Here is a 16,706-nt window from a genome sequence, read left to right as displayed (position 1 = left end):
TTTGAAATTATCGGCGGGCGCACCGGCTCGCCGCGTAAAAATATCTCCATTGCTCCGCCCATGTTTCGTGTTTCAGTGTTCGGTTAACCCTCCGCCATGATTCTCGAAACCATGCTCCAGCGGCTCTACGCGAGCCTCACCTCCGGCCCCGGACTCAACGCACGCCCCCACGGCAGCCGCCAGCGCATCGACCTTCACGATTTCCGCCACCTACAAGGCACCGATCCCGCGGCCGGGTTTCTCGCGCAACTCCTTTCCGCCGCGGGCAAGTCGATCGAGTTTCCCGCCAGGACCCCCGCCTTCAAAAAACCCGACTACCCCGAGAGCGAGTGGTCCGACGAGCAGAAGGACGCCCGCGCCGCCGCCGAGCGCCAGACCCGCGTGCTCAACAAAACCCGCGAGATCGCCGCCGACGCCGTTGACTACTACAACGACTACGGCGAACAAGCCCTCTACATCGGCTTCCCGCTCCTCTCCATCCCCGCGCGCGACGAAAACCACGGCTCCCGCGCCCGCTCGCGCGGCGCCCGCATCCTCGCGCCCCTCGCACTCGTCCCCGTCAACCTCACCGTGCGCCGCGACACGCGCCCCGGCATCTCGATTTCCACCAGCGGTAACGGCGCCGACCTCGTGCAACCCAACCCCGCGCTCATGGCCTGGATCGAGCAAAAAACCGGCGCCGACACCGACGAGCTTTTTGCCGACGACAACGCCGAGGCCCCTTGGCGCGAAATCACCGACATCATCAACCTCGTCGCCAAGGCCGCAGGCATCCCGCTCCCGCAACCCGGCGCGCAAACACCGCCGCCGCCCGCCCTCTTCGACGCCGCCACGCCGCTCCAGCCCGTTCCCAAAACCGACGCGCTCCCCGACGCCCCCGCGATCCTTCCCTGCGCCGTCCTCGGCCTCTTTCCCGTCACCAATCCCGGACTCCTCCGCGACACCCAGTGGATGATCGAAAACGAGCCCGCGCTCGACAACCCCATCCGCCCCTTCCTCACGCCCGAGGCGCTCGTCGAAACCGATCCCGATCATCACGCCGCCGAGGCCGCCGCCGAAGCCATTCGCGACCACGCGCAACTCCCCGCGCGCGATTTTTCCAACGAGCTTCTCGTCACGCACGCCGATCCCTGCCAGGCCGAAGCCGTTCTTCACGCCCGCAACAGCGCGGCCCTCGTCATCCACGGTCCTCCCGGCACCGGCAAAAGCCAGACCATCGCCAACGTCATCGGCGACCACCTCGCCCGAGGAGAAAAAGTCCTCTTTGTCTGCGACAAACGCACCGCGCTCGACGTCGTCAAATACCGCCTCGACGGCATGGGCCTCGGCCCGCTCTGCGGCGTCATTCACGATCCGCAACGCGATCGCCGTGACCTCTACCTCGGTCTCCGCGAACGCCTCGAAAATCTCGCCCAGGACCAGCTTCACCCAAACCCCGCCCCCGAGCTCGACCGCATTAACACCCGCCTCAACAAACTCCACGCCGAGCTCCGCGAAAACTTCGACAGCCTCCACGCCACCGCGGACGGCTGCGCCTCCTTCCACGATACCTGCGGCAAATGGCTCGAACTCGCGGGTGCCGTCGCCACGCCCATCCCCGCGGTTGACGGCCTCACGCCCGCGCTCATCGAGGAGCACCGCGTCGATCTTGAGGAAGGCGTGCAGCGCGCCCTCGCCGCCCGCTGGCCCGAGAATCCATTTCGCAACCGCGTCGGCATTTCGCTCGCCGACTGGCTCGCCAAGCCCGCCGCGGCCACCGCCGCGCAACTTCGCGACCTTGTATCCAAATCCTCGATACTCGACCGCTACCCCGATTCGCCCGCCGCCCCGCTCTCCGCCGGCATCGCGCTCGACGAGCAAGTCGGCGCCCGCGTCGAACTCGCCGCCAGGCTCGACGCCGCGATTGCGCACGCCCGGCACGCCACCGCCGCGCGCCTCGCCGCCGATCCGCACTGGCAAAACTGGCGCGCGGAAATCGAAACCCTCGCCCCCGAAAAAGAACCGCTCGCCAAACCCCTCGACCGCGAACTCCACCTCCAGACCAAGGGTGCGCTCCCCGCGCTCGCCCAGTGCAACCAGCGCCTGCTTGCGCTCCGCGAATGGCTTCCGCTCGCCGATTCGTGGAAACGCCATTTCGCCTTCTCCAAAAAAAGCGCCGCGCGCCGCGCCCTCGAACCGCTCGCACTTCCGCTCGACCGCGCCTCCGCCGAACGCGCCCAAACCTACTACGCCGCGCTCAAGGCCCGCCACCTCTGGGCCGATGTCCACGAGCGCATCCACGCCGCGCAACCCGCCGACGCGCTCCCTCCCGACGAAACCCTCCGCGCCCTCGCCGACGCGCTTCCGTCAATTCTCGACGCCCTCGAAGCCGCCTCACTTCCCGCCAACTCCCACCTGAAATCCGCAGCCCTCTCCGCGCTGGGCGAGCCGGCAACCTCGGCCAATTTCCCCGCGCTCCTCCGCCAGGGCGCGCAACGCGCCTCCGCGCTCATCGACCTTCGCGACACCCTTGCCGCCACGAAACTTTTCCACGCCGCCGCAATCGACGAACTCATCGACGCCTGGCGCTCCAACCCCGCCGTCACCGTCGAAACCCAGCGCTTCGTCGAGTTCCAAAACACGCTCGAGGAATGCGTCCGTTACACCGACGTGATCAGCCGCCTTTCGCCCGCCCTGAGCATCGCGCTCACCCACGCCGCCGACGCCGCGCTCCCCTGGGAAACCGCCGAGCCCGCGCTCCGCCTCTCCGCCCTCACGCTCGAAATCCAGACGCAACTCCGCGAAAATCCCGCGCTCGCCCGCATCGACACGCACCGCGTCGAAGCCGCGTTTTCCGAGAAACTCGAACGCACCGCCGAGAAAGCCTCGCTCGTGCGCCAGCTCATCCTTTACCGCTGGCAAAAAGTCTGGCGCGACCGCCTCCTCGCCGCCACCGGCGGACGCCTCAACACACTCGGCGCCTCGCTCCGCCAGCGCCTCTTTGTCCGCGGCCAGCGCGCCATGAAACTCCGCCAGATGATCGCCGCCGGAGCCGACATTCCCGGAGGCGATCCGCTCTTCGATTTCTGCCCCGTCTGGATGGCCGGCCCGTCAACCGTCGCGCAGATTTTTCCCCGCGCCCACCTCTTCGACGTCATCATTTTCGACGAAGCCAGCCAGTGCCGACTCGAGGAAGCGTTGCCCGTTCTCCTCCGCGGCAAACGCGTCGTCATCGCCGGCGATCCCAAGCAGCTCCCTCCCACGCGCTTCTTCGAAAGCGCCCTCACCGAAAGCAACGACACCGCCGCCGAAACCGCGGAGGAAGTTTTTGCGCAGCAACAATCCGAAACCGAGGACCTCCTCGGCGCCGCGCTCAACCTCAACGTGCAGGAGGCATTTCTCGACGTCCACTACCGCTCGCGCAACGCCGCGCTCATCGGCTTCTCCAACGACTCCTTCTACAACAAGCGCCTCCAGCCCATCCCCGGCCATCCGAAAAACCGCGCCGTCCACGCCCCCATCCTCCTCACCCACGTGGACGGCGTTTACCACGAACGCGGCAACGAAGCCGAGGCCCGCGCCGCCGCCAATCTCGTCGCCGAACTCCTCGACACCGCCGAACCGCCCTCCATTGGCGTCGCCTGCTTCAACCTCAACCAGCGCGATCTCATCATCGACGCGCTCGACGAAAAAGCCGCCGCCGATCCCGCCTTCGCCCAAAAACTCGAAACCGCCCGCCGCCGGCGCGGACGCGATTCGTTCGAGGGCCTCTTCGTGAAAAACCTCGAAAACGTGCAAGGCGACGAACGCGACCACATGATCATCTGCACCACGTTCGGCCCCGACAAGGACGGCAAGTTTCGCCGCAATTTTGGAGCCCTCTCGCGCATCGGCGGCGACCGCCGTCTCAACGTCCTCGTCACCCGCGCCCGCGACGCCATCCACGTCCTCACCTCAATCCCCCGCGTCGAATATACCTCCGTCACGCCGCCCGAGCCCGGACGCTCCATCACCGGACGCCACCAACTCTACGCCTACCTCCGCTATGCCGAAACCCTCGGCGCGCGTTTCGACGAATGGCAGACCGAACTTGAAACCGCGCGCCGTCACGAGCATGCGCAAGTCCTCCGCGACGAAACCACGCAACCCTCCGCGCTTGCCGAAGCCCTCGCCCGCCGCCTTCACGCCGCGAGCAACATCGGCTCCACCGTCTATTGGGGCAACGACGGCTTCTGTGTGGACATCGCGCTCACGCACCCCCACATGCCCGCCGACGTCACGATCGGAGTGCTCACGGATTTCAACCGCTACAAAAAAACACCCGACCCGGTTGCGTGGGAAAATTTCCGCGCGCAAATCCTCCAGTCACAAGGCTGGAGCCTCCATCGCATCTGGAGTCCCGCGCTCTTCCGCGACCCTGAAAAACTCCTCGCCGAAATCGCGGACCGGCACCAGGCCGCCACGGAGCAAAATCAATCCTGAGCAGACTGCGCGGCCGGCGGCCTTGTGCGCACTACACAAAGCAGGGCGGTTTCGTGAAACCGCCCTGCCCGTTTAAAGATCAATACTTATTCGCAAACGGTATTACTTGGCCTTGGCCTTGGATTTGACCCTTTTGTCCTTGGGTGTTTTCGGGAGTTTTACCGTGAAGGTCAGCGGAGTCTCGGGCGAAGTGAGGAAATTGCTCACTTGGAAAACGACCTCGTCGGAGCCTGTCTCGTCGGGGAAGCCAACGCCGATGCCGCGCGAGGAGTGCGGTTTCACGAGGTAGTCGCGGTAGAATGCGGGTTTTTCACCGGGCACGACTTTGAGGAGTTTGAAGGTCAGGCCGGAGTTGTTTTTGATGGTGACCACAAAGCGGGGCGTCTGGGTGTTGGAGCCCACGTTGTGCGCAACTTTGACCGAGAGGCATGCCTCGACGAGCGGGCGCAGCCATTGTTCCTCACCGTAGATGAACTCGCGAAAATACACGGCGGTGCGGCGATTGTCGAGGGCCTCGCGGATGGACGCCGCCGTGGCTTCCTTGGCAAAAACGATCGTGGTCGTGCGATGCTCGCCTTTTTGAAAATCATAGCCGTTCTGGATGGGCGCGTGCACATCGGACGCGCCGATCATGGTGAGTTTTTTATCGAGCGCCCATTGGAAGGCGTGCGGGCTGTAAAGGCTGCCGTTGGCGACTTCGATGCCCTGCATCCAGCCGTTCTGGAATATTTCCTCGTGCTCGGGGAGCCAGCGGGTGATGTGCGCCTGCTGGTTTTCCCAGCGCGGATGGTTCCATGTGATGAACGCGCCCTGTTTTTTCGCCTCCTCAAGCGCCTTGCGCCAGTCGGTCGTGCTCATGGCGTCGGCGTCCTTGATGAAGATGGCGTTGAAGTGGCCGGGGGGCATTCCGTAGGTGACCTCGGTGCCGGGGATGACGACGAGGTTTTTGGGCGCCGCCTTGCTGGCGATTTCAAAGGAGTAGTTGCGCGAGACTTTTTCGTCGTAAACGTTGCGGCGGCGCTCCTGGTGGTCGGTCATGGCGATGGCGGCGAGTCCCTCGCGGGAGGCCTCGCTGGCGCGGACTGCGGGCCAGACTTGTCCGTCGGAAAACACGGTGTGCATGTGCAGGTCGCAACGGAGGGTTTTGTAGCCGGGGATGTCGGGGATTTCGACGCGGAACGGGTCGTGTTGCGCGTGAAGCGTGCCGAGCGCCAGTGCAAAAAGCATGGCGAATAATGAACAGTTACGGATGTGGTGGTGATGTTGTTTTTTCATGGTGATGAGTTGATGGGAGTTGGAGATGGGTTGCGCGGCGGATTGCGGACGGGTTATCGTTTGCGGCTCAGCCGGAGGGTTCGCCCTGCCAGAAGGAGCAGCAGGGCGGGGAGGAGGAGTAGCGAGGGCGCGCCACCGCCGCCTCCACCGCCGGAGCTGTTGCCGGTGTCCGGTGTGTCGATGGGGGGCGCGGCAACCGTCACTGTGAACGCGCCGGAGGTCACGATTTCGCCCGTGCTGGTTGTCAATGCCACGGCGTAGGCTCCGGCGTGCGCGGCGGCGGTTGCGCTGGTGACGGCGTAGGTGGCGGAGGTCGCGCCGACAATGGCGGTGTTGTCGCGATACCATTGCCGTGCGGTGGGTGTGAATCCGGTTGCGTTGCCGGTGAGCGTGAAGCCGCCCGCGTGGGGAACGCTGGCGCTGCTCGCGGTTTTGTTCGCGCCGGAGCCGGTCACGGTTGCGCTGATGCTGGCGGCGCCGTTTGTTTGCGCGGGGGTGGCGGAGTTTTTGCCCGCGGTGTTGCCCGCTTTTGCGGTGATGGAGGCGGCGGTGTTGCTGTCGCCGGAGTCGATGATGTGCGCATAGCCGGGGACAAAGACTTTGTCGTCGCCGGTCGCGGTCGTGCCGGTGGTGGCGTCCATGATGTTGTCGGTCGTGCGGAGGCGTCCGGAGGATTGCTTGGTGAGCGGATTTTTCACGCCTTGGTAGATGTTGCGCACCGAGAGGATTTGCGCGCCCGCGCCGGCGATGGTCGCGGTGGTGTTGCCCGTGGCGGTGATGTAGTTGTTATACATGTAAACGCGGGCGTTGGTCGCGCCCGGCATGTTGTTTTTCAGGTTGGCGCCCCAGAGGTTGTGATCGAGGAGGATGCCCGTGGATGCGCCCGCGTTGGAGATGGTCATGGCCGAACCGGTGCCCGCGGGTGTGGCGGTGAATATATTCCACGAGAAGGCGATGTTGTCGGCGTTGCCGGTGATGGAGACGGGGGCGTCGGTGAAGGTGCAATGGGAAACGTCCACGTCGTTCGCGCCGTTGATGGTGAGCGCGCCGGTGGTGAAGTTCACACCGCGGATGATGGTGTCGCTCGCGCCCGCCGCGAGGGTGAGGTTTCCGGAGATGGTGGAGGTGGCGTCCGCGCCGACGATGGTTTTGCCCTTGGCGACGGTGGCTCCGCCGACGAGCGAGAGATCAACCGTGCCGGACACGGTGATGGTTGCGGTGCCGGTGGCTTGGAGCTGCGCCTTGAGCGTTTGCGCGGCGTCGAGCGCGAGGTTGGGGTTGACGGTGAGCAGGGCGGCGTGGCTGGTGGCGAGGCCGCGCGCGTTGGTTGCGGCGAGGCGGTATAGCGTGCCGTTTTGCGCGATGGTGGCGTTGGGGATGGTGTGGGACGCGGTGGTCGCGCCGGAGATGTCCGTCCATGTGGCGCCGTCGCTTGAGGACTGCCATTTGAGCGAGGGTTTTGGCGTGCCGCTGACGACGGCGGTGAAGGTGGCGGGGTTGCCGGCCATCACGGTGGCGTCCGCCGGTTGCGTGGTGATTTCGGGCGAGGCGAAGTTGGCGGGGAATTCGGAGAGGTCGGTGGTGAAGTCGGACAGCGAGTAGGTTTTTCCGAAGCGATCGGTGGCTCGGATTTCAATATGTTTTGCGGCGGCGTTTTTCAGGGTGTGGTAATACAGGTGGTTGTTGCTGCTGCTGTCGTAAGTGCGGCCGAGGACGCCGACATGGTAGCCGGCGGCATAGGCGTCCACCTTTGCCGAGGTTGAGAGCTTTGTCAGCGAATCGGACACTTTGACGTTGTCCTCATAGACGGCGAATTTCCATTTGCCGGTGGTGTCGGAGTTCCAGATGTCAACAACGACGTCGTTTGCGTTCCGTCCGTAGGTGTATGTGCCGTAGTTGCCGCCGAAGCTGGCGTTGCCGCGATACATGCGCATTTGGTAGGTGTCGCTGTAGCCGGTGGGTTTGGAATACCAGTCGGTGATTTTGGTGCCGGAGATGGTATAAACGCCGTAGCCGTTTGGCGCGCCATCAACATTGACGATGGAGTTCCACCATGCGCCGCAGGCGCCGCCGTGGATGTGCTCGTAGGCTGTGATGTTTTTGGTGGAGCCGCTGATGGTAAATGTGATGTTTTGCTGGTAGTGCGTGTGGCCGGCCATGAAGTGGACGTCGGCGTAGTCCTTGAGGAGGGCGAAGAGGTCTTGCGCCTTTTGGTAGGTGCCGCCGCGCAACGGGATGTGGTAGGCGACGATGATGGTTTTTGTCTTGGGGACGTGGCTGAGGTCTTGCTTAACCCATTCGAGGATTTCGGTGGTGAGGCCGGTGCCGTAGCCGCTTTGCTTGGTGTAGAGGATGTCGTCGAGGCCGATGATGTGGACATTGCCGATGTTGGCGGAGTAGTTGAGGGGGCCGCAGATATTTTCGTAGTCCTCGCCGGACTCGTAGTCCTTGTTGAGGCCGGAGTAGGCTTGGTTGTGGTCGTGGTTTCCGGGGACCGAGAAGTAGGTGACGGGCGAGGCGTTGACGATGTCGCGGAGCGGGGCGAGAAGGTGGAGGTTGTCGCCCACGATGTCGCCGAGCATGATGGCGTAGATGGGGGTGTTGGCGGGGGTGGCTTGGCGGAGTTTGCCGATGTCGGCAATGGTTTCGGTCTCGAAGCGTTTGAGCTGGGCAAGGGAGGTGACTTGCGGATCGCCAATGCCGAGGAGCATGAAATCGGTTTCGGGCGCGGGGAGGCGGACGAGGTCGAAGTTGTAGCGGTTAACGCCTGTGACGAGTTTTTTCGAGAACCACGCGTAGCCGGTGCGTCCGGTGCCGAGGGTCTTGACGGCGTGGGTTTCGGGGGTGGAGTAGAAGACGACGCGAGCCTTGGCGTTGCGTGTCATTTGATAGATGCCGGCGTCGTTGGTTTTGACGCATGTGAAGCCGTCGCTGACAACGACGTTCGGGACGGGCGCGCCGGTGTCGTCGATGATGGAGCCGTAGAGGGTTTTGCCGGCGTCGGGGGTGATGACGGGGTGGTTTCCCTCCACCCAGCGCGCGTGGAGGATGTGGCTGGTGGCGTCGGAGGCGACGATGGTGGTGTCGGTGACCGGCGTGCCGCCGTTGGGCGCGGTGAACCAGCCGGCGAAGGTGAAGCCGGCGCGCACGGGCGCGGGGAGTTCGCCATAGGCGGCACCGGGAGTGACAACTTGTTGCGCGGGCGTGACGGAACCGCCTTGCGGGGCGAAGGTGACGGTAACGCCCGCCGGCGTGGCGGCCTCGGTGAACGTGGCGCTGTTTGCGCCTCCGACGGTGATCAAGCCGGTCTTGACGGTTGTGAGTTGGGCGGGAGTGGGCGTGGTTGGCGGCGCGCCGTCTATCGAGACGCGAACGGTGTATGCGCCGGAGGCGTCGCCGGTGATGATGAGGCGGTCGCCGTCGCCGGTGGCGGAGTCGATGGCGAGAATGAGCGTGCCGGTGCCGGCGAGGGTGCTGGCGGTGGCGGTGTGGTGGCCTCCGGAGGAGCCGCCAAGGTCGAGCACGGCGTTGTTGACGAGGATGCCGAGGGATGCGGCGGGTGTGGCGACGCGGAGGGTGCCGGATTCGATGGTGGTGTCGCCGGTGCGCGAGCCGGTGTCGGCGAGGACGAGGGTGCCGGGGCCGCGTTTGGTGAGGGAGCGTCCGTCCCAGCCGGTGGCGAGGGCGCTTGCGTCGGCGCGGTCGGCGAGCGGGGTGTCGAGTGTGAAGGTGTTGCCCGCGGCAATGGTGAAGGCACCGTGCGCGTTGGCGGCGGGGGCGTGCCATGAGAGGAGCTGGCCGACGCGGTATTCTGCGGAGCCGTTGGGGGCGCCGAGGATGGTTTTGCCGTTGTAAATGTAGTCGGGCAGGCCGGTGGTGCCGGTGAGGGCGGGTGTGATGGAGATGGTTTTGAATTCGCCTTCGATGCCGGTGCCGGCGCTCAAAACGGTGATGGCCGGGAGGGCGTTGGAATTGGTGGCGTTGGCGGCGGTGGAGTAGCCGGCGAGGGTGTTGATGTTGGTGATTTTGAGCGTGCCGGAAATGTAGGCAGAGCCGGCGGTGGCAACGAGCGGAAGGTCGCGGGCGGGGCCAGGGGAGGGCGTGATGGCGAGGAGGGTTTGGGCGTTTTGGTAGTAGTTGCCCTCAACGAGGATGTTGCTCGCGGCGCCGAGGGTGAGCTCGGATTTGTTGCGCATGCCGAAGAGGAAATTGCCGCCGACATCAAGCAGGCCGTCCACTCGCACGATGGAGTTGCCGGGGACGGGGACGGCTGTGCCGGTGCCGACGGTGGAGCCGTTGCGCCCGATTTGGACGTGGCCGTAGCCGGTGCCGTTTGTGCCGGTGATGACGGTGGCGTTTTCGGTGATGTGGAGGTTGGCGTGGGAGCCGTTGCCGATGGCGAAATAGTCCCCGACGCCCAAATAGCCGTCAACGATGACGGTGCCGCCGACCGGGCCGGTGGCGGTGTGGCTGGCGTTGGACATGCTGTTGCCGTTGGCGATGGCGAGGAAGGTGCCGACGGTGACGGTGCCGGTTTGGGCGATTTCGAGGTGGCCCGCCCCCGAGCGACCAACGATGAGGTTGCCGGCATTTTTCCAGACGCCGTCAACGAAAACGGTGCCGGAGGCGTTGGCGCGGTAGGTGACTCCGGAGGCCATGCCCAGGTGGCCGAGGCTGGTTTCGGTGCCGCTGAAAATGACGGTGCCGGTTTGGCCGATGATGAGGACGCCGGAGGCGGCGGTGTCGGACGCGGTGCCATTGTTTCCGCGATAGGCGATGGAGTTGATGGCGTTGGTGCCGTCGATTCGGAGGAGGCCGTTTACGATAACGGTGCCGGAAGTGCTTCTGTTGGGGCCAATGTAAAAATAATTGGTGGACGCGGTGTTGGCGCTGGCGATGACGGTGCCGGTCACGCCGATGGTGAGGAGGTTGCCCCGGCTGCCGACGGCGTGGGCGATGGAGAGGTTGCCGTTGTTGGTGGAGCTGCCCTTGATTGTCCAGAGGCCGTTGATGGTGGCGGTGCCGGAGCCTCCGGCGTTGCGGCCGAGGAAGGCGTTGGCGTGATTGGTCAACTTTGCGCCTTGGGCGAGGTGGAATGTGCCCGAGCCGTAACCGCCAACGTAAAAGGTGCTGGCGCGGACGGAGCCGGAGCTGAGGATGGTGAGCCCGCCGGCGCCGCCCGTGGGAGCGGGAAAAATGGCGTTGGTGCCGCCGACGCCGCCGATGGAGAGCTCGCCGCCGGAGTTATACCAGTTGCCGGAGACGATGACGGCGGCGTTGTCGCCCGCGGCGAGGCCGATGTTGGTGTCGTAAACGGTGGCGTTGCTGGTGACAAAAACGGTGCCGCTGGCGATATTGGCGACATCGCCGTTGCCACGGGCGGCGGGAGTCGTGAGGCCGAGGTCGGAATACCAGTTGTTGTCGGTGATGTTGCCGGAGCCTCCGCCCCAGAAGCGTTCGGCGGCGCGGGTCGCGGGCGCGAGGGCGAGTGCGAGGGCGAACCCAAAGATTAATGCGGGGGTGTTTTTCATGGGATGGCGGGGGAGGGGGAGGTTCGCGCTTTGGCGCGTTATGAAAAGAGTGTTGGGGAGGGTTGTTTTTTTCAAGGTTCGTTTGGGCGCGGGCAGGAGGGGCGGAGTGGCGGGGCGCGCCTCAAAACAAAAAACGCGCCGGCATTATTTCCCCTGAAAGTGTTCGACGATTTGTTGGGCCTGGGCGGGGCAGTCGGATGAAATGTAGTCCACTCCGAGGTTGGCCATTTCGATCACGTTGGCCATCGTGTTGAGCGTCCTTACATTGATGGTCATGCCCAGGTCGTGCGCTTCCTTGATCCAATGGGGATTTGAGCGAATGGCCTTGAAGCCGTAGTTGGCGCCGGTGATTCCGAGCGCGTGGAGTTCACTCGGGGGTTTGTCTCCGTTCAGGTAGGCCACCTTGCAACCCGGCTGGATGCGTGTCAGCTCCTTGCAAATATCAAGGTTGAACGCGAGGAACATCACTTGGTTCATCAATCCTGCCTTGTTGATCGCCTTGACCGTGGCGGCGACGACGGCGTTGTTTTTCTCCTTGGTCTTGTGCGTTTTTATCTCCACCGCGAGTGTCATTTCGGGCTTGGCCTTGGCTTGCTCCAGGAACGCCTCAAGCGTCGGGATGGGCTCGCCGTTTTCCAGGACGAATCCCTTAACTTCGTCATATGTGGAATTCTGGATTGAGATTCCGTTTATGGTTTTTGCGTCGTGATGGATGACCAGTTTGCCGTCGGCCGTGAGCCACACGTCAAACTCCGAGGCGAACACGCCAAGCTCCTGCGCTTTGCGCAGCGCGGTGATCGAGTTTTGCGCGGAGCCGGCGGTGTTCCAATAACCCCTGTGCGCCGTGACCTTGGGAGTGGAGGGAAGCGCATCAACTTTGTTCAGTTGGGTGAAACCCAAGTGCCGTGTTTTATTATTACGAATCAACTCCACTTGATACCTGCCGGACTGGAATCCTTCGGGAATGATGATTTTCAGCCTGTCGCGGGCGACCTCGCCGTTCAGAATTATTTCCCCGGCGTTATTTTTTCCCGTCGGGGTTAGTTTTATTTTGTCATTCGCTTTGAAGCCGTTTCCCCAAATTGTATAAGGTTTTCCCGAGGCGACATTCAGCCCCGAGAAATAAAACGGTTCCGTCGTATATTTCCGGGCTGCCGCCGCCGATGCTTGCGCGCAGGCGATCAGCGACAGGCTGAATATTAATATCAGTGCGTGTTTTATATTCATTGGGGCGTTGTTGATTTAATGGTTTTTCCCGAACAAAGCATAACCACGGAGGGCCTAGCGCGGCTCCGCCGCAACCGAAGATTGAGGATGCAAGGAATCGGAAATGCCGTATTTTTTAACCGCAGATGGACACAGATAAACGCAGATGCGGAAAGCAATAAGCGTTGCGGTTCGATGGTTTGAATATCTGTGTTCATCTGCGTTTATCTGCGGTTGAATTTGTCTTTGGTTTGATTGAGTCGCGACATAGGGAAATCATGCAAAAATTAGAGGATTTTTGAAGATAGTATTACGGCACGGAGGCGGAAGAAAAACATCGGCGATTCCTCATGTGTTTCTCCGTGCCTCTCAGTGTCCTCCGTGGTTAACAATCAGAGGGTTTTAATTTGGGATGATCTCTTGGCTCACGCGCGCGGCTCAAGCCAGCGGATTGAAACTTATCTCGTGCGCGATGGAGCCGTCGTGGATCATTGTTGCGGCGAGCCGCAGTTGTTTGGCGTCGGCGTGGCCGCGGATGATTGTGGCGTTGGAGATCCCGCGTCCGCCGCCGAGGAGTTGGGCGTAGGGGAACTTTTTTGTCGCGGGTATCAATGTGGCGCGGTGGTTGTGGCCGGAGACGATGACTTGCGCGCCCCAGCGCACGAGCGAGTCGTGCCACACGGCGCGTCCGCGCAGGCTGACGTGATCCCATTCCTTGTTGTCGTAGTTGGCCTGGACTTCATCGGTCCAGCGCAGCGGGATGTGGCAAAACACGACGCGGTAGGGCGCGGAGCGCAGCGCGGGATGCTGGATGACCCGCTCGAGCCAGTGGGCTTGCTCCCTGATGAGCGGTTCGAACGCGGCGACTCCCTTGAAGGAGGGGTGCGAGTCCGGTTTGTCCTCGCCGGTGTCGAGCGTGATCGCGGCCATCGGGCCGGAGCGGAAGGCGTAGAAGGGGCGTCCGGTGGGGAAATCCACGTAGTCGGTCATTTTGTTCGCCCAGATGCCGCGCACGTCGTGGTTGCCGCGGGTCAGGAGGATGGGCGGGCCCTCGGCGAGGTCAACGCCCTTGGGGCTGACGTAGATGCCGGGAAGCCGCGAGGCGTCGTTGACGTTGTTGCTGAGGTCGCCGTTCCACAAAAGAAAATCGTCCTCGGCGCGGCGCAGCGAGTGGAGTTTTTGGATGGTTGCGGCCTGGTCGTGCGTGTCGTTCCAGACTGAGAAGCGGGTTTCGGCGGCCTTGGGCGAAAGGGTCTTGTGGCTATAAACGCGCGTGCGGATTTGTTTTCCCTGGCCCTTGAGCGGTTTTAAGGTGGCCCGCCAGTGGTAACGCGTGCCGGGTTTCAATCCGGTGAGGCGGATTTTTGCCACCTTGTCGTCGTGCGGGACGAAGCCCCATTCGTCGCTGGCGGCCGTGAACTGAAACTTTGGCGTTTCGCCGTAGTCGATCCAGGCGAGCGCGGCTTCGCGAAGCGGAAGCGTGATGGTGAGGCTGCTTGGCGTGGGGGCGAAGACGGCGGGCGTGCCGTTGAGCAGTCCGGTGCTTTCCGCGCTCGCGGCGTCCGCGGAAGCGGCGGCGAGCGGCCTGGCGAGTCCGGCGGCGGCGAGCGTGCCGATGGTTCCGATTGAGGTGATGAATTGGCGGCGTTGCATGATGGGTTTTCGGGTTTAATTTCGTAGGGGCGCGCATTGCGCGCGCCCTAGTTATGCGAATGATTGTTTGCGCGGGTTTGCGCAAAGCGGGCGGGCGCGAGGGCGCACGCGAGGTGCGCCCCCACGGGGTTACTCGGCCAGGGCTTCGATGACGGCGCGGTTGGCGGCGCGGACGGCGGAGCCGTCCATTTTCAAGACTTTGCGGTCGTAGGTGTAGAATCCGTTGGCCTCGATTTCGACGTCGGTCGTCTGCGTGTAAACGGCGGCGGCATAACCTTCGGCGACCATGTCCTTCAGCATTTTTGTGTATTCAACATACTTCGCCGTGAGGTCGTCCTTGCCGGTGAATTTGACTTTGCCGTAACCCCAGTTTTTGCCGTCCGGTTTCCAGAGGTGGCCGGGCAGCGGGAGGGCGAGGCCGCCGTATTCGCCGAGCACAAGCGCGAGGTTTGAGTAGCCGGGGAACATTTTCGGCGCGGGATAATTGTGGAAGTCAACAATGTCGCCGCACGCGCGCATGTTGCCGCCGCTGGCCGCGTTGACGAGGCGCGAGGGATCGCGCTCCTTCGTCCACTTGGCGATTCTTTCCGTGTCGAACTGGCCCCACGCTTCGTTGAACGGCACCCACACGACGACCGAGGGATGGCCCTTGCAGAAGTCCATGATTTCGCCCCACTCCTTTTGGAAATTATCCTTCGAGAGCGGCGTGCGCAGCGTGTCGATTCCGCCGCCGAGCGTGTTGCGGCCCCACTTCGCGCCGAGGCCGTAGCTGTGCGTGCTGGGCATGTCCTGCCACACGAGAATGCCTTCGCGGTCGCAATGCCAATACCAGCGTTGCGGCTCCACTTTCACGTGCTTGCGAATCATGTTAAAGCCGAGCTCCTTGGTCTTGATAATGTCAAACAACAGCGCCTCGTCGGTCGGCGCGGTGTAGAGGCCGTCGGGCCACCAGCCTTGGTCGAGCGGGCCAAAGTGAAAATAGTTTTTCCCGTTCAATTGCATGCGCACCATGCCGGAAGCGTCGCGCTTCATGGAGATTTTGCGGAAGGCTGTGTAGGAGCGGGCTTCATCGACGGTTTTGCCACCCGCGAGAAGGCGCGCGCGCAGGTCGTAGAGTTTCGGGTTTTCCGGCGACCAGAGCGTCGGGTTTTTCAACGAAAGCGTCAGGGCCTCGCCGGCGTTGCCGCGCGCGGTGGCAACGACCTTGTTGTTGTCAACCAGCTCCACCTCGACGGTGGCGGGCGCGGCGGTGGCGACGGTCACGGCGAGCGTGCCGGCGTCGATGTCGGAGACGGTTTGCACGTCCTTGATGTGGTTTTTCGGCACCGGTTCCATCCACACGGTTTGCCAGATGCCGGTGACGGGGGTATACCAGATGCCCTTGGGATTGCGCACCTGCTTGCCGACGGGATTGTCGGACGCGTCGGTCGGGTCCCAGACGCGGACGACGAGCGTGTTCGAGCCGGAGGCGTTGAGGAAGCGGGTGATGTCGAACGAGAACGGGGCGTAGCCGCCGGTGTGCGAGCCGACGGGCGCGCCGTTGACAAACACATCCGCGCGCCAGTCAACCGCGCCGAAGTGCAGAATGATGTTTTTTCCGCGCCACGCGGCGGGGATGGCGAGCTGGCGTTGATACCAAAGTTCGTTGTCCGAGCCGACCTCGCGTTGCACGCCGGAGAGCGAGGACTCGATGGCGAAGGGCACGAGGATTTGCCCCTCGTAGGCTGTGGGCAGCGCAGCGCCCTTCGGGGCGATGGTGTAGTCCCACAGGCCGTTGAGATTTTGCCACTCGGCGCGCGCGAGGCGCGGGCGCGGATACTCGGGCAGCGGATTGGAGGGATCAACCTGGGCGGCCCAGGGCGTTTTGATAAGGTCGCCGGCGGGCGCCCAGGATTTGGCGGTTGCGGTGGCTCCGGCGAGGAGCATCGCGACAAGGAATAACGGCAGGCAATGTTTCATAGTTTGGGTTTTGTGGTTCATTGGAGAAAGGGAAAATTGTAACCGCGAATGGACGCAAATGGACGCTAATAAAGACGGGGAATGAGACGGAAAAAGGGAAGGGGTTTATGTCATGGGGAAAACGAAAAATGGCGATAGGAATAATTATTCAATTTCAGGTTTTCTGCGATTGCTCGCGGGGTGTGTTTTCACAGCAAATTTTTGACCACGGATTACACGGATTAACACGGATGAATGCAGTAGGGGCGTCGCTTGCGACGCCCGGTTTGCTTATCCGTGCATATCCGTGTAATCCGTGGTCAAAAATGAATGATGACATCCTTCAATTGCGGCTGCGTCGCGTTTAGTTTGTGGCGACAATGAGAATTGGGGGAATTTTGAATGCAAATCACGATGGCTGGGGCGAAAAATAAACAGTAATCAGGCCATTATCTTTTTGGCGGCTATGGTTAAAATATTTCTACATTTTCATTAAGAATATGCTCCCCTTTTTCCGCATTTGTTTTCGGCGTTTTAACTCTTTGCGATCATTGTTGATCGCCATAATAATCACTCCTTCAGCAATTAAAAACAATATTACGTCCTTGATAGTTATAAATCGGATATCCTGGAATGATAAAA

6 protein-coding genes are annotated in these 16,706 nt (G+C 62.6%); 1 reads left to right on the top strand and 5 read right to left on the bottom strand.

The features are described 5' to 3' along the window. Nucleotides 1-96 precede the first annotated feature (96 nt). Nucleotides 97-4,461: an AAA domain-containing protein gene (locus M2103_RS01040; protein ID WP_277508166.1), complete on the top strand. Its 4,365-nt coding sequence runs from the start codon at nucleotides 97-99 to the stop codon at nucleotides 4,459-4,461. 102 nt (nucleotides 4,462-4,563) lie between these two features. On the opposite strand, the gene M2103_RS01035 is transcribed toward M2103_RS01040, so the two are convergent. The 5 genes from M2103_RS01035 to M2103_RS01015 form a co-directional block, all read right to left on the bottom strand. After that, entirely contained in the window at nucleotides 4,564-5,736 is a 1,173-nt protein-coding gene (locus tag M2103_RS01035; RefSeq protein WP_277508164.1) for an Sb-PDE family phosphodiesterase, read from the bottom strand. Nucleotides 5,737-5,789: 53 nt separating this feature from the next. Beyond that, nucleotides 5,790-11,267, bottom strand: coding sequence for a calcineurin-like phosphoesterase C-terminal domain-containing protein (locus tag M2103_RS01030; RefSeq protein ID WP_277508163.1), 5,478 nt, complete (start codon nucleotides 11,265-11,267; stop codon nucleotides 5,790-5,792). 144 nt (nucleotides 11,268-11,411) lie between these two features. Further along, a complete protein-coding gene (locus M2103_RS01025; protein ID WP_277508161.1) occupies nucleotides 11,412-12,494 on the bottom strand; it encodes a glycerophosphodiester phosphodiesterase family protein in 1,083 nt (360 codons plus the stop codon). A 417-nt stretch (nucleotides 12,495-12,911) separates the two neighbouring features. Further along, nucleotides 12,912-14,126: a metallophosphoesterase family protein gene (locus tag M2103_RS01020; RefSeq protein WP_277508160.1), complete on the bottom strand. Its 1,215-nt coding sequence runs from the start codon at nucleotides 14,124-14,126 to the stop codon at nucleotides 12,912-12,914. A 129-nt stretch (nucleotides 14,127-14,255) separates the two neighbouring features. After that, on the bottom strand, nucleotides 14,256-16,052 hold the full coding sequence (locus M2103_RS01015) for a sugar-binding domain-containing protein (RefSeq protein ID WP_345783530.1): 1,797 nt from the start codon (nucleotides 16,050-16,052) through the stop codon (nucleotides 14,256-14,258). Between the last annotated feature and the right edge of the window lie 654 nt (nucleotides 16,053-16,706).

Origin of the sequence: Ereboglobus sp. PH5-5 (genome assembly GCF_029504805.1) — a bacterium.
Classification (GTDB): domain Bacteria; phylum Verrucomicrobiota; class Verrucomicrobiia; order Opitutales; family Opitutaceae; genus Ereboglobus.
Note: the sequence above shows the minus strand (reverse complement) of the source record. Positions and strands in the feature narration are given on the sequence as shown.

Bases quoted from the DNA above. Each gene is read 5' to 3' on its own strand.
- M2103_RS01040 (WP_277508166.1), top strand. From the start codon at position 97: ATGATTCTCGAAACCATGCTCCAGCGGCTCTACGCGAGCCTCACCTCC.
- M2103_RS01035 (WP_277508164.1), bottom strand. From the start codon at position 5,736: ATGAAAAAACAACATCACCACCACATCCGTAACTGTTCATTATTCGCC.
- M2103_RS01030 (WP_277508163.1), bottom strand. From the start codon at position 11,267: ATGAAAAACACCCCCGCATTAATCTTTGGGTTCGCCCTCGCACTCGCC.
- M2103_RS01025 (WP_277508161.1), bottom strand. From the start codon at position 12,494: ATGAATATAAAACACGCACTGATATTAATATTCAGCCTGTCGCTGATC.
- M2103_RS01020 (WP_277508160.1), bottom strand. From the start codon at position 14,126: ATGCAACGCCGCCAATTCATCACCTCAATCGGAACCATCGGCACGCTC.
- M2103_RS01015 (WP_345783530.1), bottom strand. From the start codon at position 16,052: ATGCTCCTCGCCGGAGCCACCGCAACCGCCAAATCCTGGGCGCCCGCC.